At 57.2% G+C, this 22,947-nt stretch carries 23 protein-coding genes and 3 pseudogenes; 12 read left to right on the top strand and 14 right to left on the bottom strand.

The window, feature by feature from the left end:
• Positions 1-6 precede the first annotated feature (6 nt).
• A complete protein-coding gene (locus tag PXT33_RS13075) occupies positions 7-456 on the top strand; it encodes a winged helix DNA-binding protein (RefSeq protein WP_298638689.1) in 450 nt (149 codons plus the stop codon).
• 133 nt (positions 457-589) lie between these two features.
• Here PXT33_RS13075 and PXT33_RS13080 read toward each other — a convergent pair whose 3' ends face one another.
• From PXT33_RS13080 to PXT33_RS13090, 3 genes are all read right to left on the bottom strand, one after another.
• Positions 590-1,297 (bottom strand): LrgB family protein, encoded by a 708-nt coding sequence (locus PXT33_RS13080; protein ID WP_298638691.1) that lies wholly within the window; start codon positions 1,295-1,297, stop codon positions 590-592.
• Entirely contained in the window at positions 1,278-1,610 is a 333-nt protein-coding gene (locus PXT33_RS13085; RefSeq protein ID WP_242702883.1) for a CidA/LrgA family protein, read from the bottom strand. The genes PXT33_RS13080 and PXT33_RS13085 overlap by 20 nt, the downstream gene beginning before the upstream one ends.
• 229 nt (positions 1,611-1,839) lie before the next feature.
• Positions 1,840-2,271, bottom strand: coding sequence for an Rrf2 family transcriptional regulator (locus PXT33_RS13090; RefSeq protein ID WP_005942625.1), 432 nt, complete (start codon positions 2,269-2,271; stop codon positions 1,840-1,842).
• A gap of 222 nt (positions 2,272-2,493) precedes the next feature.
• Between PXT33_RS13090 and cysK the strand changes: the two genes are divergently transcribed.
• The gene (gene cysK / locus PXT33_RS13095; protein ID WP_005942619.1) at positions 2,494-3,426 is read left to right on the top strand and encodes a cysteine synthase A; all 933 of its coding nucleotides are present in this window, start codon (positions 2,494-2,496) and stop codon (positions 3,424-3,426) included.
• 93 nt (positions 3,427-3,519) lie between these two features.
• Positions 3,520-4,464 (top strand): tRNA-dihydrouridine synthase, encoded by a 945-nt coding sequence (locus PXT33_RS13100; RefSeq protein WP_120079870.1) that lies wholly within the window; start codon positions 3,520-3,522, stop codon positions 4,462-4,464.
• Between the two features lie 198 nt (positions 4,465-4,662).
• Here PXT33_RS13100 and PXT33_RS13105 read toward each other — a convergent pair whose 3' ends face one another.
• Positions 4,663-4,908, bottom strand: coding sequence for an IreB family regulatory phosphoprotein (locus PXT33_RS13105; RefSeq protein WP_097774456.1), 246 nt, complete (start codon positions 4,906-4,908; stop codon positions 4,663-4,665).
• 161 nt (positions 4,909-5,069) lie between these two features.
• Here PXT33_RS13105 and PXT33_RS13110 point away from each other — a divergent pair, with 161 nt between their 5' ends.
• The 4 genes from PXT33_RS13110 to PXT33_RS13125 all read left to right on the top strand — a co-directional run bounded on the left by PXT33_RS13110 (position 5,070) and on the right by PXT33_RS13125 (position 8,076).
• Positions 5,070-5,477, top strand: a complete 408-nt coding sequence (locus tag PXT33_RS13110) for a holo-ACP synthase (protein WP_097774455.1) — start codon at positions 5,070-5,072, stop codon at positions 5,475-5,477.
• A gap of 136 nt (positions 5,478-5,613) precedes the next feature.
• Positions 5,614-5,964, top strand: a complete 351-nt coding sequence (locus PXT33_RS13115; RefSeq protein WP_005942608.1) for a type II toxin-antitoxin system PemK/MazF family toxin — start codon at positions 5,614-5,616, stop codon at positions 5,962-5,964.
• A gap of 273 nt (positions 5,965-6,237) precedes the next feature.
• Positions 6,238-7,374, top strand: coding sequence for an N-acetylglucosamine-6-phosphate deacetylase (gene nagA / locus PXT33_RS13120; protein ID WP_005942601.1), 1,137 nt, complete (start codon positions 6,238-6,240; stop codon positions 7,372-7,374).
• Positions 7,375-7,413: 39 nt separating this feature from the next.
• The gene (locus PXT33_RS13125; RefSeq protein WP_332376750.1) at positions 7,414-8,076 is read left to right on the top strand and encodes a response regulator; all 663 of its coding nucleotides are present in this window, start codon (positions 7,414-7,416) and stop codon (positions 8,074-8,076) included.
• Positions 8,077-9,424: 1,348 nt separating this feature from the next.
• Here PXT33_RS13125 and cas2e read toward each other — a convergent pair.
• The 10 genes and pseudogenes from cas2e to cas3 form a co-directional block, all read right to left on the bottom strand.
• Positions 9,425-10,285 carry a type I-E CRISPR-associated endoribonuclease Cas2e gene (cas2e, locus tag PXT33_RS13130; RefSeq protein WP_332376751.1) on the bottom strand — a complete coding sequence of 287 codons (861 nt, stop codon included), beginning with the start codon at positions 10,283-10,285 and terminating at the stop codon, positions 9,425-9,427.
• A gap of 8 nt (positions 10,286-10,293) precedes the next feature.
• A complete protein-coding gene (gene cas1e, locus PXT33_RS13135) occupies positions 10,294-11,244 on the bottom strand; it encodes a type I-E CRISPR-associated endonuclease Cas1e (protein ID WP_005942585.1) in 951 nt (316 codons plus the stop codon).
• A gap of 1 nt (position 11,245) precedes the next feature.
• Positions 11,246-11,878, bottom strand: a complete 633-nt coding sequence (gene cas6e, locus PXT33_RS13140) for a type I-E CRISPR-associated protein Cas6/Cse3/CasE (RefSeq protein ID WP_097774452.1) — start codon at positions 11,876-11,878, stop codon at positions 11,246-11,248.
• A 15-nt stretch (positions 11,879-11,893) separates the two neighbouring features.
• The gene (locus tag PXT33_RS13145) at positions 11,894-12,193 is read right to left on the bottom strand and encodes a type I-E CRISPR-associated protein Cas5/CasD (RefSeq protein ID WP_347070370.1); all 300 of its coding nucleotides are present in this window, start codon (positions 12,191-12,193) and stop codon (positions 11,894-11,896) included.
• A gap of 92 nt (positions 12,194-12,285) precedes the next feature.
• Positions 12,286-12,555, bottom strand: a pseudogene (cas5e, locus tag PXT33_RS13150) (type I-E CRISPR-associated protein Cas5/CasD); the annotation flags it as partial.
• Positions 12,555-13,631 (bottom strand): type I-E CRISPR-associated protein Cas7/Cse4/CasC, encoded by a 1,077-nt coding sequence (gene cas7e, locus PXT33_RS13155; protein ID WP_347070371.1) that lies wholly within the window; start codon positions 13,629-13,631, stop codon positions 12,555-12,557. The gene cas7e and the pseudogene cas5e, both read right to left, overlap by 1 nt.
• A 2-nt stretch (positions 13,632-13,633) precedes the next feature.
• Entirely contained in the window at positions 13,634-14,290 is a 657-nt protein-coding gene (casB, locus tag PXT33_RS13160; protein WP_347070372.1) for a type I-E CRISPR-associated protein Cse2/CasB, read from the bottom strand.
• Positions 14,260-15,669 carry a type I-E CRISPR-associated protein Cse1/CasA gene (gene casA, locus PXT33_RS13165; protein WP_347070558.1) on the bottom strand — a complete coding sequence of 470 codons (1,410 nt, stop codon included), beginning with the start codon at positions 15,667-15,669 and terminating at the stop codon, positions 14,260-14,262. Before casA ends, casB begins: the two co-directional genes overlap by 31 nt.
• 71 nt (positions 15,670-15,740) lie before the next feature.
• A pseudogene (locus tag PXT33_RS14865) lies at positions 15,741-15,893 on the bottom strand (type I-E CRISPR-associated protein Cse1/CasA); the annotation flags it as partial.
• Entirely contained in the window at positions 15,880-18,594 is a 2,715-nt protein-coding gene (cas3, locus tag PXT33_RS13175) for a CRISPR-associated helicase Cas3' (RefSeq protein WP_332376756.1), read from the bottom strand. The pseudogene PXT33_RS14865 and the gene cas3, both read right to left, overlap by 14 nt.
• Before the next feature lie 657 nt (positions 18,595-19,251).
• Here cas3 and PXT33_RS13180 point away from each other — a divergent pair.
• The 5 genes and pseudogenes from PXT33_RS13180 to PXT33_RS13200 all read left to right on the top strand — a co-directional run bounded on the left by PXT33_RS13180 (position 19,252) and on the right by PXT33_RS13200 (position 22,924).
• The gene (locus tag PXT33_RS13180; RefSeq protein WP_223474642.1) at positions 19,252-20,118 is read left to right on the top strand and encodes a DUF6017 domain-containing protein; all 867 of its coding nucleotides are present in this window, start codon (positions 19,252-19,254) and stop codon (positions 20,116-20,118) included.
• Positions 20,119-20,122: 4 nt separating this feature from the next.
• Complete coding sequence (locus tag PXT33_RS13185; protein WP_223474884.1) at positions 20,123-20,950, top strand: ParA family protein; 828 nt, start codon at positions 20,123-20,125, stop codon at positions 20,948-20,950.
• A pseudogene (locus PXT33_RS13190) lies at positions 20,907-21,845 on the top strand (ParB/RepB/Spo0J family partition protein). Before PXT33_RS13185 ends, PXT33_RS13190 begins: the two are co-directional and overlap by 44 nt.
• A 66-nt stretch (positions 21,846-21,911) precedes the next feature.
• The gene (locus PXT33_RS13195; RefSeq protein ID WP_242924024.1) at positions 21,912-22,361 is read left to right on the top strand and encodes a hypothetical protein; all 450 of its coding nucleotides are present in this window, start codon (positions 21,912-21,914) and stop codon (positions 22,359-22,361) included.
• Between the two features lie 125 nt (positions 22,362-22,486).
• Entirely contained in the window at positions 22,487-22,924 is a 438-nt protein-coding gene (locus PXT33_RS13200; protein WP_332376849.1) for a DUF3846 domain-containing protein, read from the top strand.
• Positions 22,925-22,947: the final 23 nt, after the last annotated feature.

Here is a 22,947-nt window from a genome sequence, read left to right on the forward strand (position 1 = left end):
GGATGCATGATGAGCGTGGAACTGAAACATCACCCGGAAGAATGGTTCTTCCTGCACAATTTTGATATCGACAAGGTGTTCAGCACCATCCAGCGGGCGGATTACCTGATCTTATACTACATCAAGATGCAGGCTGAACAGCACCCGGACAGTAAGGTTTATCTGGCTGACCTTGCTGCCGTTATGGGCCTGAAGGTGACAGAGCTTTCCAAGGCCGTTGAAAAGCTGCAGGACAAGGGCTTTGTGGCATGGAAGACCGACCGTGAAGCGGGCCGCACCTATGTGGAGCTTTCCAGCAAGGCTGTGGAGCTGATGGCGGAGGAGCGCGCGTTCATGCAGCGCTGTTACGCCCGCCTGCGTGCAGAGCTTGGCGACGAAGAACTGCATCGTGCAGTAAGCACCATGCAGAGCGTGACGGCCATCCTGAAGGATGAACGGGAACACAGCGGCATATAAAAACAGCCTCAACAAAAAAATGAGATAGACTTCCCCGAAAGGGGTTGCCTATCTCATTTTTGTTGTAAACTGAGGTTCCCGGATCAACAAATAAATTCTACTGAAAAAAGCCAGAGCGGCTATTTTAAATCCTTTACCGGATCAGGTTCACAAACACCGGGCAGAGCACTGCGGTCAGCACACCGGCCACCGCAATGGAAAGGCCGCTCATGGCACCTTCTACCTCGCCCATCTGCAGGGCTTTGCTGGTGCCCACGGCATGGGCCGAAGTTCCGATGCCCACGCCCTTGGCGATGGGGTCGGTGATGTGGAACATCTTGCACACCGTCTCAGCCAGCAGCGCTCCCACGATGCCGGTAACAATGACGATCGCACCGGTCAGGGCAGCAATGCCGCCCAGCTCAGCGGCCACATCCATGCTGATGGCGGTGGTCACGGATTTGGGCAGCAGGGTGGCATACTGCTCACGGGTCAGGTCCAGCGCCAGTGCCAGCGCCAGTGCGCTGCCAAGGCTCACCAGCGTGCCCACCGAGATACCCGCAATGATGGCGGCGGCGTTCTCTTTCAGCAGGTCGATCTTTTCATACAGCGGAATGGCCAGTGCCACGGTGGCAGGCAGCAGCAGATAGTTCACCGGTGCCGCGCTGGCCTTGTAGTCTGCATACGGGATGCCGCACACCGACAGAAAGATGATTACAAAGATGCTGCCCAGCAGCAGCGGGTTAAAAATGGCTTTGCCTGTCACCTTATTGATAAGGGTGCCCAGTGCAAACGCGGCCAGCGTAAGCAGAACGCCCCATGCTGCGGAGCCGGACAAAAAATCATTCAGCAGCTGCGTCATTGTCAGCCTCCTTTTTCTTGCGGCCGGTCAGGGCCTGCGTGGTCTTGCCTGCACTCACCATCACCAGCACAGTGACCGGGATAATGGCAACGAGGATGGGCAGCAGCATCTCGCCCATCTCTGCCCACAGTTCCATCACACCGGCGGCAGCGGGCACGAACAACAGCGGAAAGATGCCTGTGAGATAGGTTCCCACCTCTTTCACATCGTCCAGCTTTACCAGCTTGAAGTTCAGCGCTGCCAGCAGCAGCACCAGACCGTAGACGCTGGCCGGGACCGGCAGCGGCAGCACTACATGAAGGATCTCGCCCAAAAAACAAAACGCAAGAATGCGCGCGAACTGAAAAATATATTTCGTAGTAAAGTTCCCCTTTCCTCGATCAAAAGCGTAAATGGACACATCAAGGGTAAAGTATACCGCAGGAGCCCCAATCCATCAACCGTGATTCTGGATAAGAAAAATTGCACATTTCGCCGAGAACTGTGCAAAAAGGCGCGCCGGTCAAGCCGGTGCGCCTTTTTGCATGTTATCAGAAATACCGTCAGATCACATAATCATTCCCGGCCTGATCAGGCCGGGCGAGATCGGCCAGTGTGATATTGCCGAAATAATTGGAAATCAGATCGTCCAGCCCCTTCCACATCTCGTAGGTGCGGCAGTTTGCCATGCGGGAGCAGGGGGTCGCATTTGGGGTCAGGCAGCTCACCGGCGCAAGGCTGCCCTCGGTCAGCATCAGGATCTCGCCCACGGTGTACTGATCTGGGCTGCGGGTGAGCCGGTAGCCGCCGCCCTTGCCGCGCAAGCCCTCCAGAAAGCCGTTCTGCACCAGCACCTTAAGGATGTTTTCCAGATATTTTTCCGAGATCTCCTGCCGGGCAGCGATCTCCTTGAGAGGGACATATTTTTCAGACTGATGCTCGGAAAGGTCGATCATCACGCGCAGTGCATAGCGCCCTTTGGTGGACACGATCATAATAGTGTACTTCCTTTGTTGGTTATAGATTGAGTTTTTAACCTATTATACAACAGGGTAAATAATATTTCAATCCCACTTTTTTCAAAAAATCCATTGACAACCGCACAGAACGGGTCTATAATACCACCAAACCCACAAATTATGTTGGTATAAAGGTTTTAGAATCGGGTCGTCCGGCAGGGCACATGTGCCCATAACTGTATCAGGGAGGAAACTACAATGAGCAAGATTTATACTGCCGCAGATCAGCTGATCGGTCATACTCCGTTGCTGGAGCTGACCCACATTGAAAAGGAGCAGGAGCTGCCTGCCCACATCATTGCCAAGCTGGAATACTTCAATCCGGCCGGTTCTGTCAAGGATCGCATCGCCAAAAAGATGATCGATGATGCCGAGGAAAAGGGCCTGCTGAAGGAAGGTTCCGTGATCATTGAGCCTACCTCCGGCAATACTGGCATCGGTCTGGCCGCTGTGGCAGCCGCCAAGGGCTACCGCATCATCATCGTGATGCCCGAGACCATGAGCGTGGAGCGCCGCCAGCTGATGAAGGCTTACGGCGCAGAGCTGGTGCTGAGCGAGGGTGCCAAGGGCATGAAGGGTGCCATTGCCAAGGCCGATGAGCTGGCAAAGGAGATCCCGAATTCCTTCATCCCCGGCCAGTTCGTGAACCCGGCCAACCCTCAGGCCCACATCGAGACCACCGGCCCCGAGATCTGGGAGGACACCGACGGCAAGGTGGATATCTTTGTGGCAGGCGTGGGCACCGGCGGCACCGTGACCGGCGTGGGCCAGTACCTGAAGAGCAAGAACCCGAACGTCAAGGTGGTGGCTGTAGAGCCTGCTTCCTCTCCTGTGCTGAGCAAGGGCACTGCCGGTGCACATAAGATCCAGGGCATCGGCGCAGGCTTTGTGCCGGACGTACTGGACACCAAGGTGTATGACGAAATCATCGCCGTGGAGAACGACGATGCCTTTGCCACCGGCCGTCTGATCGGCCACAAGGAAGGCGTGCTGGTGGGTATCTCCTCCGGTGCTGCTGTTTATGCTGCCCTGCAGCTGGCAAAGCGCCCGGAGAATGCCGGTAAGAACATCGTGGTCCTGCTGCCCGATACCGGCGACCGCTATCTGTCCACCCCGCTGTTTGCAGACTGATCTTTCAAAAAGCTCGCTTCTCCCGTTCTGTGACTTCACAGGGCGGGAGTTTTTTGTTACAATATCCCTATCAAACACTTTGGAGATTTGCCCATGAATTACTATGCTGCCCCCATGGAGGGCCTGACCGATCGGGTGTGGCGGCAGGCACACCAGAAATGGTTCGGCCCTGCTGGCAATGCCGACCGCTACTATGCCCCTTTCATCTCCCCGCCGGAGAACCGGGTGCTCATTAAAAAGAAGATGGCCGAGCTTGCCCCTGCGGCAAACCCCGGCGCACCGGTGATCCCGCAGCTGCTGGCAAAGGACGGCGAACTTGCCGCATGGATGATCGGCGAGCTGCGCGGCCTTGGCTACACCGAGGTGAACCTGAACCTCGGCTGTCCTTCCGGCACCGTCACCGCCAAAGGCAAGGGTTCCGGGATGCTGCGCGACCCCGTCAAGCTGGACGCTTTTCTTGCCGCCGTATTTGCCAATGCGGAAGGGCCTATCTCGGTCAAGACCCGGCTGGGCGTGGAAAAGCCGGAAGAATTTGCTGCCATTCTGGACATCTATAACCGGTATCCCATCTGTGAGCTGACCATCCACCCGCGTGTGATGCGCCAGCTCTACCGCGGGCAAGCCGACCGTGCCGCTTTTGCTGCCTCCCTGCCCGGGTGCCGGATGCCCGTGTGCTACAACGGCGATGTGACCACCGCTGCGGACCTGCACACGTTGGAAGCGCAGTATCCGCAGCTGTCCGGCATCATGGTGGGTCGCGGCATCATTGCGGACCCGGCGCTCTTCCGTGAAGCACGCGGCGGCGCACCGGCCGCACGGGAAGAGCTGCGCGGATACCTTGACGACCTCTACCACGGATACTCCGAACTGTTCGGCAGCGCCGGGTGCGCGGTGAGCCGCATGAAGGGGCACTGGTTCTACCTCATTCACAAGTTTGAGGGGGCCGAAAAGCTGGAAAAGCAGCTGCGCAAGGTGCGGGAACCGTGGGAATATGAGGTCGTCGTAAACCAGATCTTTACGCTGCCGTTCCGGCCGTAACGGTTGGAATGGCCTCCGTTTCGCTCTGGCCATCTTCAGCGAAAATTTTATTTTATATAGTTGCAATTCAGAAAGATCTGCGGATTTTTCTGAATTGCGTTTTCACCGGAGGGGCTGTAACGGTAAACGGCATCTGCATTCTATTATGAAAAAGCCCCGCCATCATAGCGACGGCGGGGCATGAGCAGACAAGCGATATCAGACGTTCAGATAACTGCGCAGCATGGCCTGCAGCAGATCGTCACGATCCACCTTGCGGATCATGGAACGGGCATTTTTATAGGTCGTGATGTAGGTGGGGTCTTCGGACAGGATATAGCCCACCAGCTGATTGACCGGATTATAGCCTTTTTCCTTTAAAGCATCGTACACCTGCTGTACGATCTCATGGATCTCATAGTCCTTTTTGTCGTGGATCGAAAAAATAGCGGTCTCGCCACTCACGGAATACACCCCCTTAGGAAGAACTACATTCATTGTACACGAATTGCGAGGAAACTTCAAGCTAAACAGACCGGATTTGCACAGTTTGCATAAAATTTCCGGTCCTGATTTTGCAGGCTGACGGCCTGCACCGCCGCAAATGCGGCAGAAGGAGGGCCTTTATGCTGTATGGCATCGGCTGCGACCTGTGCGAGATCGCGCATCTGGAAAAAAGCCTTACCGGCGCACACGCTGCAGCCTTTATCCGCCGGGTGTACGGCGAGGCCGAACGCGCTGCGCTGAGCCTTGACGAACCGCTGCCCGCTGGGCGCAGCGCCGCCCACCGGCTTGCCAGCGCCGCAGCCAACTTTGCCGCCAAGGAAGCCTTTTTAAAGGCGGCAGGCACCGGCCTGCGGGAACCGTTCTCCCTGTGTGAGATCGAGGCTGTCCGGCTGGAAAGCGGTGCACCTGCCTATCATTTTTCCGGCCAGACGGCGGAATGGATGCAGGCCCATGGCCTTGCCGCCCGGCTCTCTCTGAGCCACGAGGGCGGCATGGCGCTGGCCTTCTGCATACTGGAAACTCTGTAAGCCTTTGTGCATACAATGGAATATCCCCTGCGCTGCATAACCGGCGCGCAGCCGGCTCATACTGAGAGCAGACGAAGATGCGCCGGACGCATCACATAAGCGGGGCGCATCCTCCAAATGCAGGGAGGGAGATTCCATGGAGGTACACAGAGGAGAAGTTTTTTACGCAGATCTTTCGCCGGTGGTGGGGTCGGAGCAGGGCGGCGTGCGCCCGGTGCTGATCGTGCAGAACGAGATCGGCAACCGGCACAGCCCTACCGTGATCGCTGCGGCCATTACATCCCGGCTGGACAAAGCCCGCCTGCCCACCCACATCAATATCCGGGCAGCGGATACCGGCCTTGCCAAGGACAGCGTGGTGCTGCTGGAGCAGATCCGCACGCTGGATAAGCACCGCCTGCGGGAGCGGGCCGGGCAGATCACGCCGGAAGATCAGAAACGTGTGGATCAGGCTTTGGATGTAAGCCTGGGGCTTACTTCATATTAAGGGGCTGTTGCAAAACAGCTCTCTGAAAAGATCATGCACAAAACCCGGAACCTTTTTTCGGCCAAAACGGCTCAAAAAGGCTCCGGGTTTCTGATTTTGCGCTGTTTCTTTGTGCAAACTGCGATCGTTTTTTCATTTTCCAGCTTAATTTTTTTGAAAAGGCGCGCGAAGGCTGGTTATTCCCGCCAGAAAATGCTATACTTTTCTGCAGAATGGTTGTGCTGTCGTGTGCAGCATATGCAGGTTTTATGATGATATCGGAGGGCTGATTATATGATCATCCAAAGCAAAAAAGTATGGATCGCCGACCAGTTCATTTCTGCCGCAGTCGAGCTGGAGCAGGGCAAGATCACCGGCATCTTCCCCTATGGTGAAAAGCAGGCCGATGTGGACTATGGCTCCAAGCGCATCGTGCCCGGTTTTATGGATATCCACTGCCATGGTGCCTACGAGTTCGACACCAACGACGCAAAGCCGGAGGGCCTGCGCTACTGGGCAAAGCATATCGTCTCTGAGGGTGTGACCAGCTTTCTGGCCACTACCGTCACCCAGAGCGTGGAGGTGCTGACCAACGCCGTGGCCAATGTGGCCGACGTGATGGAGGGCAGCTACGAAGGTGCCGAGATCCTTGGCATCCACTTTGAAGGCCCCTACCTCGATATGAAGTACAAGGGCGCACAACCTCCGGAGTACATTGCCAAGCCCAGCGTGGAGCAGTTCAAACACTACCAGCAGGCAGCACGCGGCCACATCCGCTATGTGACCCTTGCACCGGAACACGACGAAGGGTTTGCATTGACCCATTACCTGACCGGGCATGGCGTGGTGGTCAGCATCGGTCATAGTGCCGCCACCTATGAGCAGGCCGTGATGGCCTATGCCAACGGTGCCCGCTCCATGACCCACGTGTACAACGGCATGTCCCCCTTCGCCCACCGCGCCAACGGTCTGGTGGGCGCAGCCTACCGCATCCGCACCATGTACGGCGAGATCATCTGCGACGGCTGCCACTCCACCCCTGCTGCCCTGAACAACTACTTCATGAGCAAAGGCCCGGATTACGCCATCATGATCTCGGATGCACTGATGGCCAAGGGCACCCCCATTGGCAGCGAGTACATCTTTGGCGGCAACCATATCACCATCTACCCGGACGGCAGTGCCCATCTGGACAACGGCACGCTGGCCGGCTCCACTTTGAACATCAACAAGGGCCTGCGCATTCTGGTGGAGGAGGCCATGGTGCCCTTCAATTATGCACTGAACGCCTGCACCATCAACCCGGCACGCTGCCTGCATCTGGACGACCGCAAGGGTTCCATCCAGATCGGCAAGGATGCCGACCTTGTGGTGCTGGACGACAACTACGATGTGCTGCAGACCTACTGCATGGGCAAGGCCCAGCTGTAATTTCTGGCTGACGCGAACAAAGGATGTGTTAAACCCGTTATGATCCAGATCGCCTTCTGCGACGATGACCAAACAGTTCTGGACCAGCTCTCTGCCCTGCTGGAAAAATATCGCGCCCAGCGCTGTGTCCAGATCCAGTGCACAGCCTTTCACAGCCCGCTGGATCTGCTGGCCGAGATCGAAAAGGGCACCCGGTACGATATCCTGTTTCTGGATGTCATCATGCCGGCCGAAAACGGCATTACCGCCGCCAAGGAGATCCGGCAGTACGATAACGTCGTCAAGATCATCTTTCTCACTTCTTCCGCCGAGTTTGCAGTGGAATCCTATGTGGTGGGTGCCTATTTCTACCAGCTCAAGCCCATCTGGGAGGACAGCTTTTTCCGTCTGACGGATTCGGTGATCGCCGAGTGCCGCCACGCCGACCAGCGCAGCCTGATCCTGCGCTGCAAGACCGGCATCTCCCGCATCGATCTGGACCAGCTGCTCTACTGTGAAGTGCTGGGCCGCACTGCTGGTCATTGCGCTGTTCCCGACAAGCGGCACCGCGCTGCAGGATGCCACCGAGCTGGTCGTCACCCTGCCGCTGCTGCTGGCACTGGTGCACTGGATCGCGCCTTCGGTGCGCGCGCTGTCGCACTCTTCGCTCAAGCTGCAGCTGCAGTTCGGCGTGGACGGCAGCGCAGGCTTTTACCGCATTGAAAAGTCCGGCACCTTGCTCCGCCTGAAGGCAGAATAAAATCACAGTGCGCATTCGTTCCACCCTTAATACGCAAAACACCCCTCGGCTTCCGCAGCAGGAAACCGAGGGGTGTTTGTTATGCTTTATTTGTGTCGGGTCAAGCCCTTACGCCATTACTTGCGGGGATTCTTGATCGCAGCCTGAGCGGGCGATAAAATTGCAGAGTTCTCCTTTCCAGAAATATCATTTCACTTTCCGTTGCGCCCGTGGTTCTTTTTGTAAGCCCCGCGTATGCGGGGAAAAGTCACTCTGCAAGATGTCCCATGTGACTCCGTAGGGATCACCCCCGCATATGCGGGGAAAAGTTGCGGTACGGGAGTTTTACCTGCTTGATGGCGGGATTACCCCCGCGTATGCGGGGAAAAGATGTCGAACTTCTCGCGCTGCTCGTTCATCATGGGATCAACCCCGCATGTGCGGGGAAAAGAAAAAAGTGCAGAAAATGCAGGCCGGGCCTGGGGATCACCCCCGCATGTGCGGGAAAAGAAGTTCACGTTCGACGCTGGCAAGCTGATTCCGGGATCACCCCGCGTATGCGGGGAAAAGTCGCAGGTGCTGCCCGCCGGGATTTCCTCACTGGGATCACCCCCGCGTATGCGGGAAAAGAAGTCGGGGTCAGCGGCGACGGCCTGCAGCTCGGGATCACCCCCGCGTATGCGGGGAAAAGTAGCCCCGGCTTAAGTGACATGCACGCGAACGGGGATCACCCCGCATGTGCGGGGAAAAGTTCTGATTCTCGATGATGTCCCGGGTGTTGTTGGGATCACCCCCGCATGTGCGGGGAAAAGCCGCTGTCATAGGCAGCGACAAGCTGTCGCATAAGGATCACCCCGCATGTGCAGGGAAAAGCAGAATTAGGGCCGGGCGCGGTGCTGCTTTCGGGGATCACCCCGCGTATGCGGGGAAAAGTAAGATTAGGCGCAAAGGCCGTTGGCAGCACCGGGATCACCCCCGCGTATGCGGGGAAAAGAGATCGGCAAGATCAACAACGTGCGGTTCGTGGGGATCACCCCCGCGTATGCGGGGAAAAGAAGTCGGGGTCAGCGGCGACGGCCTGCAGCTCGGGATCACCCCCGCGTATGCGGGGAAAAGTAGCCCCGGCTTAAGTGACATGCACGCGAACGGGGATCACCCCCGCATGTGCGGGGAAAAGGCAAGGACGTTGATTGTAGAGGACGAGCCGCAGGGATCACCCCGCATGTGCGGGGAAAAGCCCCGCAGGGTAGCGGCAGCAGCCGGGCACGGGGATCACCCCCGCATGTGCGGGGAAAAGCCTAAAAAGATCCCGTAGCACCGTGCCTCCTGTTGCTATTGTACCGCTGTTTCCTTCAGTTTGCAATAAACCTGTTGTATCAGACGGCAGTCCGGCAGGGCGCGATGCTCCACTTTTTCTGCCAGCTGAAAATGCTGTGCCAGCGTCACCAGCTTATAATTTGCGATCCTTGTAAGGTTTCGGCGGGCAAGTTGTGCAAGGTCGATCTGGCGGTTGGTCGGTGCCGGAAAGCCATATCGTTTGCAGGTCATGCGCAGAAACTCCAGATCAAAGGCAATATTATGTCCCACCAGTGGGGCTTTGCCAATAAACAACAAAAAGCTATTCAGCGCTTCCCGTGGTTCTGTTCCCTGCTGCAATTCCGCAGCGCTGAGTCCTGTCAGGGCTGTGATCTCTGCCGGAACGTTTTCTTCCACGCAGACCAGCATTGTCAGCTCCTCCACCGGTACACCGTCCCGGACCCGCAGCGCTCCATATTCGATGATGGAATCGGACGCGGCTTTCAGGCCGGTGGTTTCCAGATCAATCACGGTGTAATTGCCTGTGCTCGGCTTTGTTCTGCCCGCTTTCCGCACCATTTGCTGCTGTGCCGCTTTGCTGAACCCGGGTTTCAGGTCGATTTGGTTTTGTCCGGCCTGCGGCAGCGGTCGTCGCATCAGTTTGATCCCGTCAAAGTCCACGGTTTCCCATGCGGTATTGTGGGTGCGAAAATCCATCCGCTGCTCTCCCGCCGTGGTGAACACCAGTGTTGCCTGTCCGTTTTTCAGGTTCTGACACACCCGCTCCCACAAGGCATCCCGCACGCGGCTGCTCACATTGCCCACATAAACGCCCGTGTTGATCTCGCACAGCCATTTGGACAGATCCCCGCGCAGTTTTGGCGGGCAGTTCGTCATGGTGAGAACTACGATGTTTCATCACCCTCTTCTTCAAAATAATTGATGCCGTTGGCCACAGTGCCCACTTTGTTGTCCCACAGATAAACAGCTTCCGGCTCCTGTTCCCGCTCATCCGCATTCAGGAGCAGATACCGGATATCGTGCACCATGCGCTCCAGAATATGATGCTCTACCATGGCATCCCGCACCCGGCGGCGCACTACGGCCGGCAGGTCGTCCGGAGCCTGTGCCGCCACTTCAAAGGCGATGGGAATGGTCACCTCGGCCTTGTACAGGTCGGCAATATCGTACACAAAGGAACACTCGTGCCCCACATGAACAAAGCCAAGACCCGGGGCGCAGCCCAATGCCACGATTACCGCGTGCGCCAGACCGTACAAACAGGCGTGCCCGGCAGAAAGCGCCTGATTGACGGCATCTCCCGATGCAAAATCCTCCGGGCGGTACAGTCGGCCGCTCCACGGAACACCGGTATCCTTGGAAGCTTTGCGGTATACCTGCCGCACACGGCTGCCCTCGCGTCCCCGCAGCTGCTGCATCGTCAGCCGGGAGATATCTTCGTCCGGGAAACGGAGCTGATACATCTTGCGTACCACATCCAGGTGCTTGCGGGTGTTGCTGACAAGCTCTGCCTGCCGCAGCAACAGCTGCGAGTGGGTGGTCAGGGGACGGCCATGGGCGTAATACCGCACACCGTGCTCACCTACCCAGACAGCACCCACGCCCGTGTCACCCATAAGTTCCATGGCACGGTGGGTCACCCGTGTACCCGGCCCCAGCAGCAGCACCGAGATGCCCGCCGCCGGGATCTGAACGATCCCTTTTTCGTCTGTAACGGTGATTGCGCCGTCCTGTCGGCCAAGGGTGCAGTGTTCCAGATACAGAAAGGTCATCCGGTCTTTCACCTGCGGCAGCGCCTGCAGGTCCGGCCGGATCATGCCCGGCATCTCGTCCATCTCAGTTTCCTCCGCGCATAACGGTCATCAGTCCAAGGCCATAGGCCTTGCCGCGCCCCATGCCCTGACACAGCAGTGCCCGGAACTGCTCTGCATCGGTCACCTGCAAAATGCCCTCATAGGTCACTGCCAACAGGGTCACCGGCCGGGTGCCGTGCTTGGCAAAGTGCTGCCACTGCACCCGGGTCACGGTAAATTCCTCCTCCCGCAGGGCAAAGCCGTGCTTTGCGGCGCGCTCCAACAGCCACTGCTTCTGGTACTGTGTCGTGCAATGTGCGGCTACAGTTCCCCGCGCTGCGGGGTTTTGGGGGTCTTTGCAGCTTTTGGTGGGGTTTGCGGTCAGCCGAAACTGCCAGCAGCTGCCCGGCTCCACCCGCTGTAAAAGCGGGTCGTAGCTGCGGGTCTCCGCAGCCGCTCCAGTGCCAAACTGCTCCACCACGCCGGACAGCTCTGGCGCATCTTCGCTGAGCAGCAGCAGATACAACCGCTCTCCCAGACGATCCAACCGCCACAGTCTGCGGCGGCGCTCCCCTGCAAAAGCGCTTTCCACTGCGCCATGCAGTTTTTGCGGTGCCGACAGCGCAGCCATGGTGCTGCGGCGGGTGGGATCTAGTTCTACCCGTGATAAATACATTCTCTCGCCCCCTTTTTACAATTCCCGGAACGGGTCATGTTCCGTCTTTTCCGGGCTGTCCGGCACTTTCTGCCAAAGCTCCCGTACCGAGCGGTAACCGTACTGCCGATGATGCGGGTCAAAGCTCACCGGCACATCCCGCTGCGGAGCCGTGCCCGGCTTCAGCGGGTCGGCGTCCAACAAGATCCGGCTCTGCCGTCCCGGACACAGCGGCGGTTCCGCTTGCAGCACCTCCTGCAAGCTGCCCGGGCGTACTCCCAGACAGAGCGGCAGGGTAGGCGGGCAGCAGCGGCGGCCGAGATACAGCGGAAACACCGGGTGCAGCAGCGCCTGCTGCAGCTGCTGCAAAGGGCGGCATCCTCGCTTTCAATACCGGCCAGAAACACGGCGTCCTGCAAATAATGGCGGTAGGTCACATAAGAGGTCTTTTCATCCTGCGTCTTTGCCGTGTGGTAGTCCACCAGCAGCTGCCCTTCCCGCTCCACGCGGACGCCGAACCGCAGCCCGGTCAATCGGAGCAGTGCTTCGCGCTCGTCCCGCCGCAGCCCAAGAGCTGCCGCCAAAAGGCCGATCACGCCGCTCTTGGTGGGTTCACGGTCCGTCTTGCGGGTCTCAAATTTGGAGTCCGCACCCCACGCCTGTAAAGGCGCTGCCAGCCGAAGCAACAGCGTTGCCATTACCCCACCTCATTTCCGGCAAGTGCATCCCGGACAGCCTTTTCCAGTGCGCCCAGCATAGCCTTTGCCGTCTGCGCCGGAGCCAGTTCCTCCAGCCCGCTGCCCACGGTAAAGCTTTGCGCCGGGGCCTCGGCAAAGCTGCTGTACATCTGCTGCGCATACTGTGCCAGTGCCGCCTTGGAAGGCGCGGCATACCCCTGCGCACTGCGGGGCACGGCACGCTCGAATGCGCCGCACAGGTTCACCGGCTGATCCTCCCGCATGGTCACATATACCGCATCCGGCAGAGTGCGGTTTGCAAAGGTGTTCTGCTTGCCGGTGGGCATGGAGAAGAGGAACGCCTCACCAAAAGCCCGCACCGTTTCCGCGGCCTGCGCTGCACCCAGCTGCCCGGCCAGCTCCATCACGTTCACTGTGGCATAGCGGTACAGGGTGGAGGAGTTGTACTCCACCGTGCCCAGATGGCCTGCACCGGCGTTGTCCTCTGCTTGACAGTCATCCACGGCGGTAAAGTAATCGTACTCGTTCTGCACAGCATGAGTGGAGATGCTGTGCGCCACCTGCGCAGCGGCGTCATAGTTCAGAGAAGGCTCATCTGCCACCATGCGGCCAAACAGCGCCATGTCCATCGAGGGCGCTGCTTTCAGGGCATCCCGATACTGCTTTTTATCCGCAGAGCCCTCCACAGCCAGCTCTGCCAACGCCTTTGCCTGCGCAGTGCTCATGAAGAACAGCGCCTTGGTGACCGTATCATCCTTCTTGCTCTTTTCATCGAACTTGATGCCCGCATTCTCCAGCGCTTTCTTTGCCAGCTTGTCTGCATCCAGTTCCGGGACCAGTGCAAGGATCTGCTCCTTCACCAGATCGGCGGCCTTTTTGGTGCGCTTGCCCACGTCCAGCTGAGCATTCTCCGCAAAGGCTGCGCGCATGGCATGCTTCCATGCCTGTGAGGAAACTCTGGCGCGGAGCACACCGCCGTACACGGCTGTTTTGGGGCTGCCCGTATCGTCCCGGTTGATGCAGCTGGGCGGTACGGTCTGCAAAATGTGGAAATCAACATACAGGCGCTTATTCATGATCAATTCTCCTTTTCTTTCTCATCCGGTGCAGGCTTCGGATCGCGGTACAGGTCCTGTCCCCACCGCAGACGGACATTGGCGGGGGTCTGCGCATACCGCGGGTCGGTGCATTGCAATTCATACAGGTCTGCCGCAAGCTGCGGATAATCCAGCGGGATGCCGCCATCCTTTGCCGCGCTCAGCAGCTGGATCATGCCCCGCAGATGGTGGCTGATCTCGGTGATTTCTTCTGCGGTGGCCAGCGCGTTGAACCGCCGGATCACGCTAGCCTCGGTCCAGTCCTGTCCGGCACTGTTCCGCTCTGCCAGCTGCCGCACCGCACGCCCCAGCGTGTTGCCGGGGCAGTTCATAAGGCGGTCGTTCCCCTGCTGATGCATAGCATACAGGGTCAGGGCGAGGTAGACCGCCCACTCTGCCGCCGAGGGAGCACTGCGGCCCTGAAAGCTTTCCGGCATTCCCAGCAAAAACTTCCCCACAGTTCCGGCAGCTCGCCGGGTGCGTGGCCGATGCCCCGACGCAGCTTTGCCAGTTCTGCCCGCCGCTGGTTGTCCGGCAGAGCCTGAAGCCTGTGCAGCTGCTGCGCCGCATATAGTTTGACGTCCTGTGTTTTCATACAATTCTCCCTTTATGGTTCTGTTTTGGGATAGATCTCCCAAAGCCTTGTGCGGAAACGATTATAGGCCTTTGGCGAGGTATACAGGATGGTGCGCTCGGTCTTTTTATCCTTATCCACCACAATGCGGTGTCCCTTCAGGGCGACATTTCCGGCCTCCATCACCATCTGTTTTCCCAGCTTTTCCGCGATGTTTCGCACCTGCGCCTGCCAGCGCAGCGCTGCCTCATCCGGGTCGTCCTGCTCCGGGTCGATCGCCTGCAGCCACTGCCGGAAAGGCTGATCCACTGCAAAGTAGAATTGTGCACGGGCGTCCTCCGTTACCTTTTGCTTATCCTTGAACCCTTTCACTTTATTGTAGTCCAATCCCCCGGCAAGCTTCAGTTCCACGCACAGTGTGCCAATGTTTTTGGCAGTTTCTTCACAGCGCTGTACTTCCCGGCTTATACGCACCGTCCATTTTCGGCCAAGATCGTTTAACGTTGCAAGTTGCATTTCCAACTGGTCAGTATACACATCCTTAACAGATGCTCCCTGATCGTCATATCGTATTCCGACCACACTAATCACGATTTGTTCTTTTTTGCTCAGGATTCGCAGACTTTGCAGCTTCTGATTCCATATCAGAACACCCGGTTTACGGCCCTCCGGGTCTAGCATGGCGGGAAGTTCTCGCCACAGCTGCTTTCCCATCTCATGCTGTTGCGGTTCATAGGTCACCTTTTCATTTTCCTTCGATGTTCTGCGCCAAAGAGTCATTTGCTCGCCAAACGCATTTTCGCTGTCCCAATAGTCTCCGCCCAACACCTCATACCCGACTACACCGGGCATTTCTTCTGAGCGTATCAGCAAAATGCGTCTGGATTGCAGGGTCAAAAGTTCTGCCTGATTTTTCGGCATCACAATCTCAACGCTCTGTTCCGTTCTGGCGTGCTCCCGCTCCCAGCAAGGCAGTTGCTTTTCCTGTAGAGCATCCTGCTCTGTCGAAAACGCCATATTCCGCAGCAGCGTTTCGTACAGATTTTTCCCCTTAACAGCCACAAACCCAATCTGCCCCAGCCAACCAACACCATGCCTTGGCTTATTGCCAGCCTTCGGGCGGCCGCCGCGTTCATCGTATCCATTTTGATAAATCAGCCATCGAGCTGCCTGTGCATAGGTGAGTACCGCACATTCTGCTTTTGAAATGTTCTGAAATAGCGGCGTTTTATTACCGCTTTCCGCTCGTTCCCCGTTCAACTTTTTTCCGTCAAACGCAATGCCATTGCTAAGGGTCGGCACCTGCCAGAAGGGGTGTGTCGGGTGAAACAGCCAGAAGCGGTCCTTCCACTGCTCCAGATAGTCCCGGACAGGCTCTGCCGGGAAACGCCCAAGCTGCCACAGCTCGCTCCAGCGCTCCAGTGCATCATCGCTCTGTGCCAGCGGTTGGGGTTTCCCTTTGCATCCACCCGGGAGAACACGGTGAACAGCACCGCCAGCAACAGCCGCAGCACGGCGGCGTTCTGGGTGGGCATCTCGCCCGCAAGGTCCACATAATCCTGCGCCGACACCAGCGCCTCGGTCAGGGACACCTCCCGCACCGTGTTGTCCCGCAGCCGCACCCGTATCCACGGTTCGGTCAGCAGGTTGAATTCAATCTCCTTCATCCGTTTCCTCCTTTTGGTAGGTCAGGCCGTTTTCACGGTCATAACAAAGTTCCATGCCCGCAAGCCGGGCAGTCAGGTTTTCATCCAGCAGCAGGATCAGTTCTCCGTGCAGCAGCGGCGACAGCTGCCACGCCGCAAGGCGGCTGCGGTTATCCGCTTCCAACTCCCGGATGACCCTATCCACCTTCCACGCTTTGCCGAACACCGCCGGGAGACGCAGCTTCTGCCGGGCAATCTTCAGTGCCGTTTCCGGCGGGGGCGGGCTGTCAGCAGCTACGGCGCTGCCACCCTCCTGCCACGGCAGAAAGTGGATGCAGCCGTCTGCCCGACACTGCATTACAAGCACCTCTACCGAGGGGTCGCCGTCCCGCACTGCTGCCCGCGCCGCCGGGTCGGAGCGGGCACCCTCGTTCTGCATCCAGTCGTCCAGCGTATTCAACTGCGCCAGCCGGTGCGTTTCCGGCTGCGGCACAAGGTACACCTCGGCGCGCGCTTTCTTTTTCTCCTGCGTCTGCTCATATACGCAGCGCATTTTCTCCCCCTGCGCTCCACCGGGAGCTTCCCGCTCCCAGCCGTAGACCTGCTGCACCAGCGGAGAGATTTCCTCCGGCAGCCGGATGCTCCGGGGCAGAAACTTCCGGGTGCGCCAGAGCAACCACTGTCCATATACCGCCTCGCTGCCCGCATCAAAGGCATCTTCCCCGGTGTCCAGCACCGCGCAGCAGGCCTGCTGCAATGGGGCGGGGCGGCTGCGGCGGTGACGGTGCAACCGTCCGATGCGCTGCAACAGCAGATCCATGGGGCAAAGCTCTGTAACAAGAACATCCAGATCAATGTCCAGCGACTGCTCCATTACCTGCGTGCCCACCACGATCAGGTCGTTCCGGCGCTCCGGTGCAGAGCCCTTGCCAATGCGTGCCATCAGCTGGTTTTCCCGCGCTGCGCGGTCCGGCATCAGGAACTGCGCATGGAACAGCTGCACCTCTTTGTCCGGCAGGCTTTCCCGCAGCAGCTGCGCGATCTTCTGCGCTTTTTTGACCGTGTTGACGATCACTCCCGCGCAGCCGCCCTCTGCCAGCTTCCGGCGCAGCAGCGCGGGCAGCTCCGGCTCTGTGAGCGTGGTCAGCTGCACCGTTTTACCGGGTGCGTCTGGTGGGATGGCCGTCTGCTTTACCTCTGCGCCGTCCGTCCATGTCAGCAGCGGATAGCCGCAGCTGGTTTTCCATGGGGCGTCCGGGACAGCCTTTTTCTGCTGGTAAGCCTCGACCAGTTCCGCGCGCCGCCGGGCAGGCAGAGTGGCTGACAGCAGGATGACCGGCACCTTGTACCAGCCCAGCCATTCCAGTGCGCGGTCCAGATAGCAGTTCATGTAGGTATCGTAGGCGTGGCACTCGTCAATAATGACCACCTTGCCCGCAAGCCCCAGATGCCGCAGCATAACGTGCTTCTGGGCAAGTGCCGCCAGCAGCAACTGATCCACTGTGCCAATCACAAAGTTTGCCAGCAGTGCCTGCTTGTTTCCCCGAAACCACTGGTGTACCTGCACCTGATGCGCTTCCTGCGCGTCCTCCTCCAACTGCACCCCGCGCCCCTGCAGCCGCAGATAGCACTCGTTCAGTTCTGCCATGCCGTGTGCCAGCTTTATAGCCTGCGGCAGCGTCTCCTCAGACTGTGTGTCTGCCCAGCCAAGCAGCCGGGGAAAGATGCCGTTTGCCGTGGCCTGTGTGGGCAGCCCGAAAAAGACACCACCCAGCCCAAACCGGCTGGCCATGACCTCCGCAGCGGCCAGCGCCGCCTCGGTTTTACCCACGCCCATCTGTGCTTCCAAAATCAGGATGCCCGGTTCCGCTGCGGTATCCACAGCCTCCAGAACAGCCCTCTGCACCGCATTGGGCGCAAAGCCGAACCGCACCGCAAACTCCTGCGGGTCTGCGATGCCCGGCTGTGCCTCCCAAGGGAAGGGCAGCGCCAGCTTTTCCCAAGCCCTGTCCACCCGCGCCGAGTAATCCTCCATGCTGCCCAACTCCTCTACCGGGATCAAGGGAAAGTATTCCGTATTGCTGGCGATCCAGTCTGCCATGATCAGAAGCCCGGTCAGAAGCACTTCCTCCTGCGGATTCAGATCATCCAACTCCGCTGTGTCGTCAAAGCCACAGTCCTGCAAAACAGTCATGAGCAATTCTGTCCAGAAGTCCTCCCAGACCTTTTTCTGTCCCTTGGGGTAGTAGTTGCTCTCCCAACCCTCTAACTGATCATCGACCGCCGCGCAGCTCTGTGGCTTGCCGTGGTGCGCCCCCACAATGGAGGCGATCCCGCCGGGGCAGTCATCCCACAGCAGGACTGCCTCGCCCGCCCGGGCATGCGGCGACTCCCGGCGGTTCTGTTCAGGACAGTCCAGCGGCGTCAACGTTTCCAGCCGCTGCCGCGCCTCCGGCAGGGTGCGCAGGATATTTGCCTGAAAGGCTACCGTAGCCTTGCCTATATCATGGATTCCACCCAAAAACCGGGCATGCGCGAGCAACGCTTCCTCGCACTCAAAGCCCATGGCCCGTTTTACGCTTTCGGGGAGCCACTGCCGGACTAGCCGCTCCATGATGCCCGCCGTATCCCACAGATGCATCCAGAGCGGCAGCCACAGGCTGGTATTTTCTGGGTCCGTTTTACCGGCCAAAAACCTTGTTTTATTCAACGTCCTTCGCATTTTTGCTCCTTTTCCGGTGTGTGCCTTCCATGTACCGAGCATAACAGATAATGTGTACTATAATCCGTACTTTTTGTATTTTATCTCCGCAAATGAAAAAAGCGGCACACCGGGTCGTGCCTCATCAAAACGAAAGTGTCCTCGCAAGGTAAAGAAACATGCTATTTATAGCCCGGTTCCGTTTTCTGTTTCAAAGATACGCTTCTGCCCTTCTGCTGTCAATGACTCTGCGCCAATTCATCAAAGCTACAAAAAAATGATTTCTTTTTTGTATAAAAAACCGCCCCGGCTTCCATTGCGGAAACCGGGGCGGTTTGTTTGCTTTATTCGTGCTTTCTCAAGCGCTCACGCAATCACTTGCGGGGGTTCTTGATAGCAGCCTGTTCTGCACTTTATAAACAGAGAGCACAAGAAAGCACACATTTACGATATTTATTTTTTTCAGGCATTCGATTTTTCGTCCACATTGTAATATTTTCAGGAAATAACACATTTTTGGCTTTGAAGTTTTTGGAACAAACTACAACGCATTTTTTCATCAATTTTCATATCCATTTTTTCTCAAAAATTGAACTTCAAAAAATTTCCATATCACAAAGAGGAGGTGTTTTTCCACATGAGCACACCCATACAGTTGAAAATCTGAGGTCACACCAAATGACGCTGGACTACTTTTATGGGCAGTCGGGCGAGTTGTTCTCCTACTTCCGCATCCCGAAAGCACTGTTCCAAGACCACCGTTTCCGGAAGATCTCCACCGATGCCCGGACACTGTACGGCATCCTGCTGGACCGCATGAGCCTGTCCACCAAGAACGGCTGGCTGGACGAGCAGGGACGGGTGTATATCATTTACACCGTCCGGGAAGTGCAGGAATCCCTCTGCTGTGCCGAACACAAGGCGGTCAAACTGTTCCGGGAGTTGGAGGACATCGACCTCATCGAGCGTAAACGCCGTGGTCTGGGTAGACCCAGCCTGATCTACGTCAAAGACTTTTCCTCTGGCTTGCCAAAAGCGCAAGTACAGAATTGCCCAAACAGCAATTCTGGTGCTGCTGAAAGCGCAATTCTGGAGCAGCCAAAACCACAAGCAAATAAGACTGATAAGAATAAAACAGAGTGGAACGATCCTGACCCTATCTATTCCGGGGGCATCCGGGAGCAGCTTGAGGATTATTTTTATCAGGCGTTAGAGGTGGAACTGCTGCTCCGGCTCTGCCCGGATGATGAGGACACCATCTATCAGATCGTAGACCTGCTTGTGGACACCTGTTCCACCAAACGCAAGATGTTGCGGATCGCCGGAGATGATAAGCCTGCCGAGGTGGTACGCAGTCGGCTGAAAAAGCTGAACGCTGACCACATCCGTTTCGTGCTGGGTTGTCTGGCAGAAAACACCGCCTCGGTGCGGAACATGAAGCAGTATCTGCTGGCAATGCTCTACAATGCGCCCACCACCATGAACCTCTACTATCAGAACAAGACGAACCACGACTTTGCGCGCGGTTCACCGAAAGTGGGGTGATGTTATCGCAAAGAAAGCTACGATTATTGCAGTCACCAATCAAAAAGGCGGTGTCGGAAAAAGCACCACCTGTGAAAATCTGGGCATCGGGCTGGCGATGGAGGGCAAGAAAGTTCTTCTGGTGGACACTGACCCACAGGGCAGCCTGACCATTAGCATGGGCTGGCAGCAGCCCGATGAACTGTCCACCACTCTTTCCACCCTGATGGCAAGAGCCATGAACGACCAGCCCATTCCGCCCGGCGAGGGCATTTTACACCATGCAGAGGGCGTTGATTTGATTCCGGCGAACATCGAACTGGCAGGGCTGGAAGTGGCTCTGGTAAACAGCATAAACCGGGAAAAGATGCTGAAACAGGTGCTGGACAGTGCCAAACGGGAGTATGATTTTATTCTGCTGGACTGTATGCCCTCGTTGGGAATGCTCACCATCAACGCACTGGCGGCGGCAGACGCTGCCCTGATTCCGGTGCAGGCGCAGTACCTTTCCGCAAAGGGTCTGGAACAGCTTTTGCAGACTGTCCAAAAGGTACGGCGGCAGATCAACCCGAAATTGAAAATTGAGGGCATCCTGCTGACTATGACCGACAGCCGCACCAACTACGGAAAGCAGATCAGCAACCTGATTCGGCAGGCATACGGAAAGCATCTGAAGGTGTTTGAGCAGACTATTCCACGGTCGGTCCGTGCGGCTGAAACCAGTGCGGCAGGCAAGAGCATTTTCCAGCATGACCCCAAAGGCAAGGTGGCAGAAGCCTATCAATCTCTTGCAAAGGAGGTGCTGGCGGATGCCGATCGACAGCGGAAACTTAGCTCTGAAAGGGCTAGATGACCTGTTTTCCACCGAGGAAAATCGACAGGAGGAGCAACGGGAACAGGTGCAGCAAATTCCCATCGACGAGCTGCACCCCTTCACCAACCACCCCTTCAAGGTGTTGGACGATGAAGCCATGACCCGGACAGTAGAGAGCATTGCACAGTACGGTGTGCTGGCTCCGCTCATCGCCCGCCCCAGACCAGAGGGCGGCTATGAGATCATCTCCGGGCATCGCCGGAAAACACGCCGCAGAGCTTGCCCATCTGGACACCGTGCCAGTCATTGTTGCGCATATGAAGGATGATCCGCCACGATATTGATGGTCGATTCCAATTTGCAGAGAGAACACATCCTACCGAGTGAGCGGGCATTTGCGTACAAGATGAAGCTGGATGCGATAAAAATCAAGGTGCTAGGTCAGATTTAACTTCCCGACAAGTTGTCGGGAATTGGAAGCCGCTGATGAAGTCGGAAAAGCCACTGATGAAAGCGGCAGACAAGTCCAGCGTTTCATTCGGCTCACCAATCTTGTCCCTGAACTACTGGACATGGTGGACGAAAAGAAATCTCTTTTAACCCTGCGGTCGAATTGTCTTATCTTGATGCAAAACAGCAGCAAGATTTTTAGAAGCAATGGATGCTTCCCAGAATGCGCCCTCTCTTTCGCAAGCCATACGGATAAAGAGCTGGCGCAGAAAAGCGAGTTCAGTTATGATGCTGTCTACGACATTATGAACGAGGAAAAGAAAAGCGAACTGGACACTGTGACCATCAAAAACAAACCCTGCGGAAATACTTTCCGCGCAGTTACACGCCCCGGCAGATGGAAAGCATCATCATCCAGTTACTCGACCAGTGGCAGCTGAAAAAACAGCAGGCAAAACAGAAGAAGCAGGAAGAAGCGCGTTGAGCGCAGACTGAACTAAGAGACCCGATTCGGGTCTTTTTTGTTTGCAAAAATTTGGAGGTAACGCCTATGAACAACACGATTCCTTTTCACTCCGCAACTCACGCCCCGCAGATCACGGTGGATGTGAACATCCTGACCATGCTGAAGCAGGCGGCATCCTGTTTGACCGAAGCAGCAGGCAAGGATGTGTACCTTGCCGCCATCGGTCCCGACATGGAGCTGACCATTATCATGGAGGAGGATGCCCCTTCCGTTCTGCCTTGTTTTGACGAGGACGATGCCCTGATTTCCGTGAAGGGTGCGCCGCTGTTTATCAGCTACAATCCGGCGCAGGTCCTCAAGCTGGCAGGCAAGCGGTACCTGACCGGCCCGGTCATCTTCTACCGCACCGATGGGCACAGCACCATCGTATCCCTGACGGTGGAGGATATTTACCGCTTTCAGACCTATCTGGAAAGCCACAGCATCACCCTGATGGCAGACGACCAGAAGCTGCCCTGCATCTGCATCGACTGAGGTATGCCATGCTGAACTTTTTATCGGATTCGCATTTTTCGAAGCAGGTGCCATTTTCGGCTTCTTCGTGGCGGCTCTGATGCAAGCGGCACGGAGCGGTGAGATCGGACTGAACGGAAAGGAGGATTCACATGCAAGAAAACACCTTGTCGGTGCTGAAAATTGCACCGGGACAACATCCGCAGCAGGTCGAGATTGATAACGACCTGAAAGCCTTGCAGCAGGCTGTGGGTGGCTCCATCGGCGCAAGCTACCCGTTTGAAGATCCGGTTGCCATCGTCTACAACGATGACGGCAAGCTCATGGGACTGCCCCTGAACCGTGCCCTTCGGGATGAAAACGGAGAAATGTATGATGCCGTTGCCGGAACCTTTCTGGTTGTGGGGCTGGGCGAGGAAGATTTTGCATCCCTGACCCCGGAGATGGCGCAGAAGTATGAGCAGCTTTTTCATCAGCCGGAAGCCTTTCTGAAGTTGGGCAACCGTCTGCTGGTGCTGCCGGTGCCGGATGAACCTCCCGCAGAAAAGCCCCGCACCAAGCCCTCGGCAGAGCATGACCGCTAAAATCACCCTGCGGCACGGGAGGT

It is taken from the genome of Faecalibacterium taiwanense (assembly GCF_036632915.2).
GTDB classification, from domain to species: domain Bacteria; phylum Bacillota; class Clostridia; order Oscillospirales; family Ruminococcaceae; genus Faecalibacterium; species Faecalibacterium taiwanense.